10 protein-coding genes and 1 tRNA gene (1 of these 11 running past the window's edge) are annotated in these 12,500 nt (G+C 69.6%); 1 reads left to right on the top strand and 10 read right to left on the bottom strand.

Features of this window, described 5'->3' with window-relative positions; genetic code table 11:
- The 8 genes from H565_RS0107755 to H565_RS0107720 form a co-directional block, all read right to left on the bottom strand.
- Window positions 1-779, bottom strand: the 5' portion of a protein-coding gene (locus H565_RS0107755; RefSeq protein WP_027460540.1) for a type III-B CRISPR module-associated protein Cmr3. 490 nt of this gene lie to the left of the window's left edge; only the first 779 of its 1,269 coding nucleotides appear in the window; the start codon lies at window positions 777-779; its stop codon lies beyond the left edge, outside the window.
- Window positions 776-2,221 carry a type III-B CRISPR-associated protein Cas10/Cmr2 gene (cas10, locus tag H565_RS0107750; RefSeq protein ID WP_027460539.1) on the bottom strand — a complete coding sequence of 482 codons (1,446 nt, stop codon included), beginning with the start codon at window positions 2,219-2,221 and terminating at the stop codon, window positions 776-778. The genes H565_RS0107755 and cas10 overlap by 4 nt, the downstream gene beginning before the upstream one ends.
- On the bottom strand, window positions 2,218-3,426 hold the full coding sequence (gene cmr1, locus H565_RS0107745) for a type III-B CRISPR module RAMP protein Cmr1 (RefSeq protein WP_027460538.1): 1,209 nt from the start codon (window positions 3,424-3,426) through the stop codon (window positions 2,218-2,220). The genes cas10 and cmr1 overlap by 4 nt, the downstream gene beginning before the upstream one ends.
- Window positions 3,427-3,491: 65 nt before the next feature.
- On the bottom strand, window positions 3,492-4,409 hold the full coding sequence (gene cas7c / locus H565_RS0107740; protein WP_051363483.1) for a type I-C CRISPR-associated protein Cas7/Csd2: 918 nt from the start codon (window positions 4,407-4,409) through the stop codon (window positions 3,492-3,494).
- Entirely contained in the window at window positions 4,406-6,292 is a 1,887-nt protein-coding gene (gene cas8c / locus H565_RS0107735) for a type I-C CRISPR-associated protein Cas8c/Csd1 (protein WP_027460536.1), read from the bottom strand. Before cas8c ends, cas7c begins: the two co-directional genes overlap by 4 nt.
- Window positions 6,289-7,023, bottom strand: coding sequence for a type I-C CRISPR-associated protein Cas5c (gene cas5c / locus H565_RS0107730; protein WP_027460535.1), 735 nt, complete (start codon window positions 7,021-7,023; stop codon window positions 6,289-6,291). Before cas5c ends, cas8c begins: the two co-directional genes overlap by 4 nt.
- Before the next feature lie 91 nt (window positions 7,024-7,114).
- Entirely contained in the window at window positions 7,115-9,412 is a 2,298-nt protein-coding gene (locus H565_RS14730; protein ID WP_051363482.1) for a CRISPR-associated endonuclease Cas3'', read from the bottom strand.
- A 96-nt stretch (window positions 9,413-9,508) separates the two neighbouring features.
- Window positions 9,509-9,585: transfer RNA gene (locus tag H565_RS0107720), tRNA-Pro, on the bottom strand.
- 69 nt (window positions 9,586-9,654) lie between these two features.
- Between H565_RS0107720 and H565_RS0107715 the strand changes: the two genes are divergently transcribed.
- The gene (locus H565_RS0107715; RefSeq protein ID WP_027460534.1) at window positions 9,655-10,905 is read left to right on the top strand and encodes an aminopeptidase; all 1,251 of its coding nucleotides are present in this window, start codon (window positions 9,655-9,657) and stop codon (window positions 10,903-10,905) included.
- A gap of 91 nt (window positions 10,906-10,996) precedes the next feature.
- Here H565_RS0107715 and mgsA read toward each other — a convergent pair whose 3' ends face one another.
- Entirely contained in the window at window positions 10,997-11,392 is a 396-nt protein-coding gene (gene mgsA / locus H565_RS0107710; protein ID WP_027460533.1) for a methylglyoxal synthase, read from the bottom strand.
- On the bottom strand, window positions 11,389-12,303 hold the full coding sequence (locus H565_RS0107705) for an ROK family protein (RefSeq protein ID WP_027460532.1): 915 nt from the start codon (window positions 12,301-12,303) through the stop codon (window positions 11,389-11,391). Before H565_RS0107705 ends, mgsA begins: the two co-directional genes overlap by 4 nt.
- Between the last annotated feature and the right edge of the window lie 197 nt (window positions 12,304-12,500).

Genomic DNA, 12,500 nt, shown 5'->3' with positions numbered 1-12,500 from the left:
TGGCCCAGGGGGGCGAAGTCGCCCGTGAGGTCGGTTTTCACCCGCAGGGTCCAGCGGCAATGGCGGTACCGGGGCCGCTCAGGCTCTTGCCCGTCCGTTTCCGACTGGGGCGGCTCTCGCTTGACTTTGACGCGCTCCTCGAAGGCGCGGTAACTCACGGTAAAGAGCATGCCGTCGTCGCCGGTGCCGGTTTCGCTGTTCATGGCGACGTGGGTGCGCTCGTCGGTGGGCGGGCCTTCGACCCGTTCCAGCTTTTCCGGGATGCCGCCCAGCAGCCAGGTCTGCATGGCGTCCTGGGGCCAGTAGCGGTAGCCGTCCTGCGGCTTGAAGGCGTCGCCCGGCGCGTTTCCGGCGCGGTCGGTCAGCAGCAGGGGGCGCAGGCCGTCCGGCGCGTCGGTGCCCTCGCCCTCTTGCAGCTCGGCGGGCAGGGCGCGGTAAATCCGAACCTCGTCGGCTTCTTCTGGTTTCTTGGCCTGCGGCTTTTCCACCACCGCGTTCAGCGGGGCTGGGAACATGAACGTCTCGTCCCGCAGGGGCAGCGCCCGAATGGGGGTGTTGTGCAGGGCCTGCAACTCGCGGTGCAGGGCGTCGTCGCTGAGGTCGCGCCACTTCAGGCCCCGGCCCTCGCCCATTTGGGTGCGCACAAAGCCCGCCAGCGTGTGCGGCAGCGGCAGCGGCAAGCTGTGGGCGCGCGATTCCTCGCCGCCGCCCGCAAAGGGCCGCCCATCGCGCAGCAGCAGCGGGGCCAGGGGGGTGATTTCCAGGATGGTGTCGCTCACGCTCGGTCTCCTTGGCCACGCAGAAAGCGGGCGATGATGAGCAGGTTGGCAAAGTCGCGCAGGTGCTGTGGGCCGTCAAACTGCCAGCCCCTGAGCGCCTCCTCGTCCAGGCGCTCGCCGTCGGCGGTGGCCTTGCGCTGGGCGATGCGCCGGGCCTCGTTGCTGAGGGCCACAGGCGACACGCCGTGCGGCCACTCGCGGGCGAGTTCGCTCAGTTCGTAGGGCAGGCCGCGGGGGAGGTCCATGCGGGCGAGGGCCTCCAGCGCCCCCGCACCGTCCCAGGGCTGCGCCACCCGCAGCGGGGCACCCCCACGGGTGTGAACGGCAACGCACACGGCGTTTTTGCCGGGCACCTTTTTCGCCACCTTTTCCGCCGCTCGCGCCTGCGCCAGCGACGTGCTCAGCGGCTCGCGGTAGTGCACCACGGCGATGCCCGCGCTGAGGGTGGCTTGGTAGGGCGCGTCGCCTCCGAGCGCTTCTTGAAACGCGTTTGAGAGCGCTCTTCCGCAGGCCAGCGCCTTCGTCACCGGGAGGAAAGCGAGCACGTCGTCCCCGCCCGCAAACACCGCCTGGCCGTCGTGGTTCTTCACGATGGCCTCGGCCTGTTTGGCAAAGTCGTCGAGCCGCCGTGAAATCTCGTGGTGCGCGTCCTCGGTGTCGTTGGCTGAGAGCAGCGCCCCCATGTTGTCCCCGTCGGCCACCAGGATGGCGTAGTAGGCCCCATCGGGTTGGAAATCCTCGTCCTGGCTGTTGGGCGCTCCGGGGTGCTTGGCGCGGTGCGCCAGGGTGTGGGTGTTCAGAACATCCCGCCCTGCCCGCCCCCGCAGCCGCTTGAGCAGCGACACCGCGTCGAGGACTTCGCTGGGCTTGAAGTTCCAGGGGGCCTCCCGCAGGGCTTCCGGCAGCTGGCCGTTGTCGTCCAACCTCAGCACGGTGGCAAAAGCCGGGTCGAGCGGCGACTTGGGCAGTCCCGCGGCCCGCTGCGCCAGCGGCGTGAAGTCGCGCAGGGCCTTGCGGGCGGCGAGGAGCGCTTCGACCCGCCGGCGGGCTGCGGGGTAGTCGGCCTCGCTCCGCAGCGGCACCCAGGCGGCATAGAACTCCAGGAAATGCGCGAGTTGCGCCCGCGCCCGCGCCTCGTCAATGTGCGCGGCCAGCTGGCGGCTGTACAGCTCCCACTGCGCTTCCAGCTCTGCCTGCGCCCGCGCCCTGGCCTGCCGGGCGTGCTGGGCCGGGTCGCCGGTGACCACCGCCAGAATCTTGTTCGCGCCGCCCGCCTCCACGCTGGCGGGATAAATGCGCTCCTCGGCGGGAAACTCGCTCGCCGCCGCGCCCACCAGGTCGACCAGCAGGGTGGACCCGGCTTCCAGGTCGGCGGTCTTGCGGGCCGCGGCGATGAACTCCTGCACCGGGCCGAGCGAAATAGAGAGGAGGAAGCGGGTCACAGGGAGACCTCCTGGGGGTAGCCGTCTATTTTGGCGGCGGCGCGAACGGCGGCCAGCGGGCCGCGCACCCCCAGCGATGCCAGCACGGGGTCATGCGGCGGAATCTCCAGGGGATGCGGCTGCCCCGACACCTTGACCTGGCGCGGGGGGGGTGCGTTCAGGACGAGCACCAGCCCCCGCACCCCGTCGCGAAAGGCGCAGGGCTTGAGGATGACCGGGGACGCCATGCGCTTTTTGCCCTCCTGCGCGCCCTCGATGGTGCCCGCAAAGGCGTCCGTTCTGGGAAACTTCTGATAGACGATGGGCAGGCCGAGAAAGGGCTTGGCGAGCCGAGCGGGTTCGTCACGCCGCAGCCCCGCCTGAAGGGTGCGGTGGTCGCGCCACGCGCCGCCGCTCATGGGGCTGTAGTCGGGACGACGCTCGGTGTAGTGCCCCTTGCGAAACCGTGCCCAGAAACGGCCCAGGTCGCGCCACACGTCTTTCACCGGGTCGGCACCCACCGGGCTGAGCAGCGCTTTGGCTCCGGCCAGAACACTGTGTTGCGGCTGGGGCACCGCGCGTTCCTCGCGGCCAAACCACGCCCACAGGTCGGCGGGCTGGGCGGGCAGCCACTGCGCCGCGTCCCCGGCGACGGTGAGGGCACCGCAACCCCGGCGGGTGCGGGCACCTACGCCCCCAAAGGCAATCCAGGCCCGCACCGCCGTGACGACCTGCTCACGCTCGGCGGCGCTCAGCCTATGCAGGGTGAGGGTTACGGTGAAGGCGACGTCCCTAAGGCCGAAGGTTTCCGGCTTGTTTTCGGAGCGAATCTCCTGAAAAGGATGCACGAAGTACGCTTCGCGAGGCCCGGTCTGGGCGGGGCTGCCGCCCCCCTTGTTCAGTTCGGAGGGGTAAACGCGCGTGCCCCGCTCGGTCACCTCCACCTCCACCCGCACCCGCCCCGGCGTCTCGGTGTTGCCCCACAGAGCGGATTCGGCGTCGTGCAGCTCCTTCGCTGTGGCGTACCCGGCCCCGGCGGTGGCCCGCCACCAAAACCGCAACCCTCCGCGCACGCTGGCCGCACGCACGGGCTGACGGTCGTCCACCTCGCGGGTCTCGGCCCCGCCGCCAAACATCGGGGTGAGGGTCCGCAACTGCACGGTGAGCGTTTCGGGGGGCGAGAGGTCGGGCAGGTCGGCGGGGAGGGGGGGTGGGGTTCTGGGCATGGGGCCTCCTGGGGGGCAGGAAATGCCCCCGCAACGGGTCCGGGTGCGGGGGCGGGGCGGGAACTTCAGTCGGTCAGGCAGGTCAGGGTGACGCCCTGGGGCAGGTCAGCGTTCCGAACGGTGAGGTCATAGTCTGCAAAGCGGCGGGCCACCGGCACATCGGCCTTTCGCTCTAGCTGTAAGCGGTCAAGCAGCTTATGCGCGGGGGCATTGCCCAGCGGGCTGGAATGGCTGAACACGTACAGCCCCCGGCACGCGGTCAGGCCCCGGCTCGCGCTGCGGTCGAGGTCCCACATGTTCACGAGCGCCTGCCACAGCAGCGCGAGGTCCTCGTCTCCAAAGCCGGTGGCCTGGGCAAACGCGGGCACGTAAAAGCCGTGCGCGACGTACAGGCCGTAGGGAATGTAGGCTTTGCGGCCCATCGTGCCGCTGCGGGCCGTCTCGTCGCCCGCGTCCTGCTTGGGGTCGGGCTTGGTGAGGGCCACGCGGGTAATCGCGGCGTCCAGGCCCAGAATCGGGTCCACGCTGCGGGCAAAGGTCAGTTGCACCGGCCCGCGCACCTGCCCGGCGTTCACCTCGGTGCTCATGACGGCCCCGAAGGTGCGGATGTCGTAGAAGTTCTCGCACATCCACCTCTTCGCGGCGCTGATGTCGGCCTGGTTGGCCTTTTTGGGGTCCTTGCCCAGCGCCGTATACGCCCGACTGTGCTGGTTGTTCAGGATGGCCCCCTGCTGGACGTAAATCTTGTAGCGCTCCTCGCTGCCGCGCAGCGCGTCCACGTAGTTGCGGACCTTACGCTTGAGGGCCACGTCGGTCACGATGCCCAGGCCCGTTTCGGGGTCGACGCGCGGCAGGTTTCCGGCGTCGGGGTCGCCGTTGGGGTTGCCGTTCGTGACATCAAACAAGAGGATGAACTCGTGGCGGTTCGCGGCGTTGAGGTGGGGGGCGGTGGCAGCGGGCTGGTCGGCGGTGAGGGGGGTCATGGGGTGGCTCCTTCGCGGGGCTGGGTGTCGTCGGCTGGGGCTTGCGGGGCGGCTTTGGCCTGTTTGGCCTCCACGCGCTCCCGAATCTCGGCGCTGATGTGCGCCCGCTGGTGGTAGTAGCCCAGTGCAAAGAGGGCCTGCTGCGCGGTGCTCAGCGGCTTGGCGGGAATGGTCTGGAGGCGGCTCATCACCTCTTCGAGGTCGCGCTGCTTGGCGCGGTAGGCGGGTTCGTTCTCCTTGCGGAGCTTTTGCAGGTGCGCCTGCGACCCCGTCATCAGGCGGCCCACCACCGCGTGGGGGGTGGTGCTCATCGAGCCGTAAAAGCGGTCGACCAGGGTGGTGTTCGCCCGCATCACGCTGCCCTGAATGTCGTCGAGCACCGCGAGCAGGCGGCCCAGGTGGTAGGCGGGGTCGGGTTGCTCTGGGTTCAGAGCGTCCAGCGTGTCTTTGTCCATGTCTAACTCCTTGAACTCGCGCGAGAGGAGCACCATCTTCGTCAGGACGGCGCGGGGGCGGGTCACTCGCCGCTCGGCGCGGTGGCGGGCCGCGAGCTTGGCGAGAAACGAGCGGGGGAGTGCCCGCCCACTCAGGGCGAACCCCACCAGAGCGTCCACATCCGGCGCGGTGCTCTCTTTGCTGGCGTCGCGGTAGAGGCTGCCCACCAAGGTGCGCAGGTCGTAGGTGTCCGGGTCCGGAAAGCGGCTGCCGGGTGGGTGAATGGGAGCGAGGCGCTGGGCCGCGAAGTACTCGGCGAGGCGGGCCGCGACCTCGCCCACCGTCGTGGTGAGGTGGCTGCGAATCGCCACGCGGCTGCCGCTGGGGGTCATCCCCACCCCGTAAAAAGCCGTGCCGGGGTCCAGGGTGGGGCTGCGGCCCCGGCAGATGCTGGTGAGCAGGCTCCGGACCTGCGCCGACGTCGCCAGCGGCGCGGTTTCTTCGGCGGCGAGGCCAAAAGCGGCCCAGTCGATCGCCTGGGGGTCACTCAGGGTCTGGGCGACGGGCAGGGTGGCCCCCTCCTTGGCCCAGAACACATAGGTCACGCCCCCCAGCCGCAGCGAGGTCTCCGGGTCGGCCAGCAGACGGTTCAGGCCGTTGGCGTACTGTTCGGCAACTTCAAACTTGACGGGGGCGATTCGCGACGCCTCTAGGCCGTAGGACTCAAAGGCCCCCGCGTTGGCGCTGATGAAGTTCATCCCGCTGGTCTGCCCGCCCTGGATGCCCTTGATTTTGACGGGTTCGCGGTCCATTACCGCCCCCATCTCGCCGGTCACCAGGCATTCGGCGCGCAAACCTTCGCCGCCCGCCTCCTCCTCCCCGCCTTGCGCGAACTGGGCGGCCCAGAAACGCTGGACTTCAGGCAACTCCAGCGGACTCACCCCGTCCACCGTGAACATCACGTTGGCGTCGGGGGCAAAGTCGGGGTGGTCGGCCAAGTGCGCGGCCCGGAAACGTTCGGGGTCGTGGCCCTTCAGGAAGCGGGCGACGGCCCCCACGCTGGGTTCACCCGTCGCCTCGGCGCAGGCCAGGACGAGGGCTTTGAAGGCGTCGTGGCGCTTGACCGTGTTCTTGTCGTTCTCCTTCTTGGCGAGGCCCAGCGCGTATTCGGCGTTGTCCATCAGCAGCCGGGGCTTGATGTTGGTCGTGCGGACCAGGTTGGGCGCGGGCAGCGGCTGGCCGAGGTCTTTGCCCTTCTTGCCGCTGCTGCGGGGCTGCACGTCCCGCACCGTGCCGTCCTGCTGGAGGCGAACTTCCCAGCGCACGTTCTGCATGGCGTACATGAAGGGCATTTCGCCCTCGCTCGCCTGCTCGCCGTCCGAGACCGTTTTTATGCCCTCCCGGCGCATTCTGAGTTCGTAGTCGCGCAGTTGCGCGAGCAGGCTCATTCCCCTACCTCCCCATACAGGTGCGCGGGCACCCGCAAGACGCCGCCGTCCGTCAGCGCCGCGTCAAAAAAGCGCGGCGTGGCGTGGCCTTCCACCCAACGCGGACCCTCGGGGCCGTGCTGGCGATAGTTCAGGCGACCTTTTTTCGCCTGACTGACCTGCATATCGAACAGCATCCGGCCCAGCTCCAGCCTGCCCGCGCGCTCGGCGTACTCGCCGCCGAGTTGCCGCACGACGTTGGCGGGCTGCTCGTCACCGTCCGGGAGCGAGAAAAACGCGGTAAACTCCCGGTTGCCCAGGTACGGCTGGTGGAAGGCTTGCCCCTTTTCGGCGCGGCGCAGGAAGATTTCCTGGTACTTCTGCAAGGGGTCTTTCGCGTGGGGCCGCAGCACCATCTCGGCCCGGATGAGGTAGGCCACGTCTCGCAGAATCAGCGCGTGCCGCTGGGCGCGGTCCTCGTCGGCGAGAAAGCCGCCGCCACTCGCCGCCCAGCCCTTCGCAGCCCGTTCGGAGGCCAGCGTGTTGACCTCGTTGCGAAGAATGCTCAGGCGCTTGACTTCCCGCAGCACCACGATTTCCCGCACCTGCCACCTAAACTCCGGCTTCCAGAACACCGCTTCCAGCACGCCCCGCGCCGCACTGGGGGTCATCACGTCGTAGCTGACGCGCTCGGCCTTGTTCTCCGGGCGCGTGAAACAGGCGAAGTCGCTCCAGACTTTCAGCTCTAGCACAGGGGGTTCTCCTGGGGAAGGCAAAGGGAAGAGATGGGGGGCACGGCTCGCCCAGTAGATGAAAGGTGACCTGTCACGCTTATGACAGACGCTAGAAGGCGGTGAACAGCTCATCCGCTCCCTCCGCCACCAGCCCCAACTTGTCGTCATAGCGGGCAGTAAGGGGCCATTGCTGCAGCCGGGGCGGGTCGACGCCCAGCCGCTGCGCCCGCTGCACCAACTCCGGCACGTCGGTGAGCAGGTGGCCCAGCTGGGCGGCTTGAGAGCGGGAGAGGTTCACCGTGTAGCGTTGCAGGGCGCGCCAGGCGTGCCGCCGCTCCTGCCCGTGACTGTCCCGCAGGGTGCCGAGCAGGGCATCCACCCGCGCCGGGTCATAGCCGCGGATGAGGACAGGAACGGTGTCCTCCATCATCCGGTAGGCCGCCGCCACTCGCGTGAAGTTCAGCTCGGCGTGGGCTTTGTCGAAGTCCTGGGGCGCGGTGCTCACCCGGCTGTAGACGTCGCGGAAGTACGGGGTGAAGACCTCCGGGTCATGCAGGTCCGGGCCTTCTCGCAGGAGGCTGGCGGTGAGGCTTCCGCGCACCTCGTAGTCGCCAGGGGGGAGCCGGTGGTCCTCTGGGCGAAAGACGACGACCTGCCCCTCGGCGCGCCGCCCCTCGCGGTTGCAGCGGCCCGCCGCCTGCACGATGGCCTCCAGCGGCCCCAGCGCCCGGTAGACGCGGGGAAAGTCCACGTCGATGCCCGCCTCGATGAGCTGGGTGGAGATGACTCGGCAAGAGAGGCCGCCCGCCAGCCGCTCCCGAATCCGCGCCAGTTCGCGCTCCCGGTGCGCCGGACACAGGAGGGTGCTGAGGTGAAAGTGGGCAGGGTCGTCGCCCAGGAGGGTGTACAGCGCGGCGGCGTGGGCGCGGGTGTTCACGATGCACAGCGCCTGCGGCTGCTCCCGCAGCTCGGCGGCGAGGGCGGGCCAGGGGGTGGGGGTGTCTAGCCGCAGCTCGTACGCCACCCGCCGCAGGGCACGGAAAGACCGCCCCGCGTCCGGCACGAGGTCGCGGACCTGCTCCAGGCCGGAAAAGCCCGGCCCAGCGTCGAGGGCGGGCTGCGTGGCCGTACACAGCACCACGCTGCACCCGGCATAGCGCACCAAAAAGCGCAGCGCGTCCAGCGTGGGCGTCAGCAGGTGCGCGGGGAGGGTCTGCACCTCGTCGAGCACGAGGACACTGCCGCTGAGGTTGTGCAGCCGCCGGAGCTGCGCGGTGCGCGTGCCGAAGAGCGTCTCCTGAAAGAGCCGCACCGTGGTGGTCACGATGATGGGTGCGTCCCAGTTCTCGGTGGCGAGGTCGGCGGCGCTCGTCTGGGCTTCTTCTCCCTCGGCCTGCTCCGGGACCTCTAGGTTGGCGTGGTGCTCCAGCACCTTGAACTCGCCTTCCCGCTCCAGCACCCCGCGGAAGACCCGTGCCGTTTGGTCGATGATGGTGGTAAAGGGCAGGGCGTACACCACCCGGCGCAGCCCGTGCCGCTGCGCGTGCGCGAGCGCAAACCCCAGCGAGGTCAGCGTTTTGCCCGCCCCGGTGGGGAGGGTGAGGCGAAAGAAGCCCGGCTGGTCACCAGCGTGACTGAGCGCCTCCGTGTACATTTCGCGGCGCAGGGCGTTGATGGGCTGCGGGTGCCGGGCATCCTCGGCGGCCCGGCGCTCCTGCGCAGCCTGGAGGCGGGCGAGCAAGCGGGCCATCTCTTCCGGTCCCTCGGCGTGGGCCTCGCGCAGCCCAGCCCGGCTGGGCGAGCCGTGCTCTTCGGTGTCCAGGCGGTCGGCGTCCACCAGCGCGCTCAGCAAAAAGCGAATGAGGAAGGCGCGGCCAGTGCCCTGCAAGGGGAGGGGCGGCAGGTCCTCCCGGACGAGGTCTGCGAGGTCTGGCAGCTCGGCGAAAGCCCGGCTCAGCAGCGGCAGGACTTCCTCCAGCGCGGTGCCGCTGAGCCGCTCGCTCAGGGCCTCCACGCTCCGCAGCGCCCCGTGATGGCAGGCCACCACGAAGGGCAACTCGTGCCCCACGTGCGGGGCCGGGGGGCTACTCCCGCGGAGGCGCGTGCGCCAGCGGGCCTCCAGGAACTTCGCCCCCGCGTCGCTGTGGGGCACCCGCCGTTCCCCAAAGGCCCCCGGCTGCCCCGCTGCCGGGTCCCAGCCCAGGCGGTGTTTTTGAAACGCCTCCCGGTACTTGCCCAGGTCGTGCAGGTATCCGGCAAGCCGCGCCTGCACCCCCACGCCGGGCACCGCCAGGTACCGCACGAAATGCTCGGCCCGCCGGGCCACCCCCTGCGCGTGCTCCCGCAGGGGCTGCCACTGCGGCTGCTCCGCGCTGGGGCGGTGGGCCATAAACTTCCCCGAACTCACGGACGACAGCCTAGCGGCAGGGGCGGGGGCGCGGGGCCGCACTTGCGGCGGGGCGGAGGAACAAAAAAACTCCCCCGCGAGGGAGGGAGTTCGTGCTGGTCGAGGCGGCGAGATTTGAACTCACGACCCCTACCACCCCAAGGTAGTGCGCTACCAGGCTGCGCTACGCCTCGGTTCCAGCGCAAAGAATCATAGTGGTTGGGGGGGCTGCGGTCAAGGGTGCCCCCGGCTCTGTGCGGCGTATGCTGCCAGACGTGACCACACTGAGTTTTGAGGAGAAGCTGCACAACTACGCTCGGCTGGCGGTGCGCGTGGGCCTGGGCCTGCGGCCCGGACAGCGGGTGCTCGTGCAGGCCCCCGTCGATACCGCGCCCCTCGCCCGGCTGCTGGTGCGCGAGGCGTACGCGGCGGGGGCCAGCTTTGCCGACGTGCGCTGGGACGACGACGACGTGCAACTCGCCCGCTTTGCGCTCGCGCCAGAGGGGTCTTTCGAGCAACTCAGCCGCTGGCGGGTGGACGCCGAGCTGGAGACCGCCGAAGCGGGCGGCGCAGTCATCGCCATTCGCGCCACGAATCCGGGCCTCTTGTCGGGGGTGGACCCCTCCCGCGTGACCGCGCACCAGCGGGCGCTCGCGGCTTACCGCAAGCCCTACTCGCTGCAGGTCATGACCAACCGCCTGAACTGGAACCTGATTTCCGCCCCGGTGCCCGAATGGGCCGAGCTGATGTTCCCCGGCCTCTCCCGCGAGGAAGCGGTGGCCAGGCAGTGGGACGCCATCTTTGCCGCCACCCGCGCCGACCAGCCTGACGCGTTGGAGCAGTGGCAAGCCCACCTCGCCGACCTTCAGCGCCGCCGCGACTTTCTCACCGAAAAGCAGTACGCGGCCCTGCACTTCCGGGGCGGCGAGACCGACCTCACCGTCGGGCTGGCCGACGACCACATCTGGGGCGGCGGCGCGGCGCAGACCCCTGCGGGCATCACCTTTACCGCCAACATCCCCACCGAGGAAGTTTGGACCGCCCCCCACCGCGAGCGGGTCGACGGGGTGGTCGTGAGCACCAAACCGCTTTCCTACAACGGGGTGCTGATTGAGGGCATCCGCATCCGCTTTGAGGCGGGGCGGGTGGTCGAAGCGACCGCCGCGAGCGGGCAGGACACCCTCCTCCAGATGATCGAGACCGACGAGGGCAGCCACCGCCTCGGCGAGGTCGCGCTCGTGCCGCACTCCAGCCCCATCAGCCGTTCGGGCCTGTTTTTCTACAACACCCTCTACGACGAGAACGCGGCCTCACACATCGCCATCGGCAGTGCGTACCGCTTCAACGTGCGGGGCGGCGTCGAGATGACCACCGAGGAGTTCGCGGCAAAGGGCGGCAACGACTCCCTCACCCACGTCGACTGGATGATTGGCTCCGGCGAGATGGACGTCGACGGCCTCACCCAGAGCGGCGAGCGCGAGCCGGTGATGCGGGGGGGCGAGTTTGTGATTTGAGCTTGTGGCGTGTGGCCTGTGGCTGGTAGAGGGAAGGTGGGCGATGTTCCGCGCGTCGCCCGGCTTCCCTCTACCAGCGACACGCCACGCGCTACACGCCTCTTTTCTCCAGCCACAGCACAAGCGCCTCTGCCGTCGCCGGGTTGGTTGCCAGGGGCACGTCATGCACGTCGCACAGGCGCAGGAGGGCAGAGACGTCGGGTTCGTGGGGCTGGGCGGTGAGGGGGTCGCGGAAGAAAAAGACCGCGAGCACCCGTTCCTCGGCGATGCGTGCCCCGATTTGCTGGTCGCCGCCCTGGGGGCCGGACAGAACCCGCTCGACGGTGAGGCCCGTCTTGCTCGCCAGGATGCCGCCCGTCGTGCCGGTCGCGACGAGGGGAAACCGCCCCAGCACGTCCCGGTGCGCGAGGGCAAAGAGGGCCAGCTCCAGCTTCTGATGGTCGTGGGCGATGAGGGCGACCTCGCGCCGCTCGCCCGGCGGGGTCATAGGCCCTCCAGCCGGGCGGCGAGCGCCGCGCCAATGACGCCCGCGTCGGGGCCGAGCTGGGCGCGGCGCAGGGTGACCGGAGCAAAGGGGCCAGCATACTCGTCGGCGGCGGCTTGAATCCCCGCGAAAAAGAAGTCTCCGGCTTTGGCGACCCCGCCCCCCAGCACAAACACCTCCGGGTCGAGCACCTTTTGCAGGTCGGCCAGCGCAATCCCGATGTGCCGCAGCGCTTGCGTGACCACCCGCCGGGCCGCTGGGTGCCCCGCTTCGGCGAGGGCAAAAGCTTCGGCGGTGCTCACCTCGCGGTTGAGGGCGTAGCTCGCGTCGCGGGCGATGGCGGTGCCGCTCGCGACGGCCTCCAGCGCCCCGTCTAGCCCCGCCCCGCTCACCGGGCCGCCGGGCATCACGGTGACGTGGCCGAGTTCTCCGGCAATGCCGTGGTGCCCGCGCCACACCCGCCCCCCCAGCACCAGCCCCGCGCCGATGCCGGTGCTGACGGTCACGTACACGCTGCTTGCGGTGCCCCGCGCCGCGCCCAGGTGCGCTTCGGCAAGGGCCGCAGCCTTGGCGTCGTTTTCCAACACAACCCGCAGCCCCAGGCGCTCTTCTAGGCCCTGCACCAGCGGCACGTCCGTAAAGCCGTAGATGTTCGGCGCGAACTTGACGCGGGTGCGGCCCTCCGCGAGGGGACCGGGCACGCCCACCCCCACCGGGGCCGCCTCGCCGTACCTTGCCCGCAGCGCCCGTACCTGCGCGGCCACCGCGTCCAACACGGCTTCCCATCCGGTCTCAGGGGTGGGCTGAATGTGGCGGCCATGCAACTCGTCCCCGATCAACACGCCCGTAGCGATTTTGGTGCCGCCGATGTCGACGCCGATGGCGGGACGGGCAGCAAAAGCAGCAGCAGTCAAGATAAGGACCTCCTGGAGAATGGGGGGGGAAAAACGGGAGCGCTTCCAAGCGGGGAAAAGGCCCTGGGATTCAGTCTTCCGGCTCGGCCTGCAGCAGCGTGAGACTCAGGAGTTGCACCTTGCAATTTTGAGTGAATAGCCGTGCTGGCGCAGAAATTCCTCGTCTGTGGCGAGGCGGGCGAAGATGACGTTCAAGC

The organism is Deinococcus murrayi DSM 11303 (assembly GCF_000482805.1).
Classification (GTDB): domain Bacteria; phylum Deinococcota; class Deinococci; order Deinococcales; family Deinococcaceae; genus Deinococcus; species Deinococcus murrayi.
This window is presented reverse-complemented; position numbering and strand designations above follow the sequence as displayed.

What these genes read in the sequence shown, in the direction of transcription:
- cmr1 (WP_027460538.1), bottom strand. Translation starts at nt 3,426, where the DNA reads ATGCCCAGAACCCCACCCCCCCTCCCCGCCGACCTGCCCGACCTCTCG.
- cas7c (WP_051363483.1), bottom strand. Translation starts at nt 4,409, where the DNA reads ATGACCCCCCTCACCGCCGACCAGCCCGCTGCCACCGCCCCCCACCTC.
- cas8c (WP_027460536.1), bottom strand. Translation starts at nt 6,292, where the DNA reads ATGAGCCTGCTCGCGCAACTGCGCGACTACGAACTCAGAATGCGCCGG.
- H565_RS0107715 (WP_027460534.1), top strand. Translation starts at nt 9,655, where the DNA reads ATGCTGCCAGACGTGACCACACTGAGTTTTGAGGAGAAGCTGCACAAC.
- mgsA (WP_027460533.1), bottom strand. Translation starts at nt 11,392, where the DNA reads ATGACCCCGCCGGGCGAGCGGCGCGAGGTCGCCCTCATCGCCCACGAC.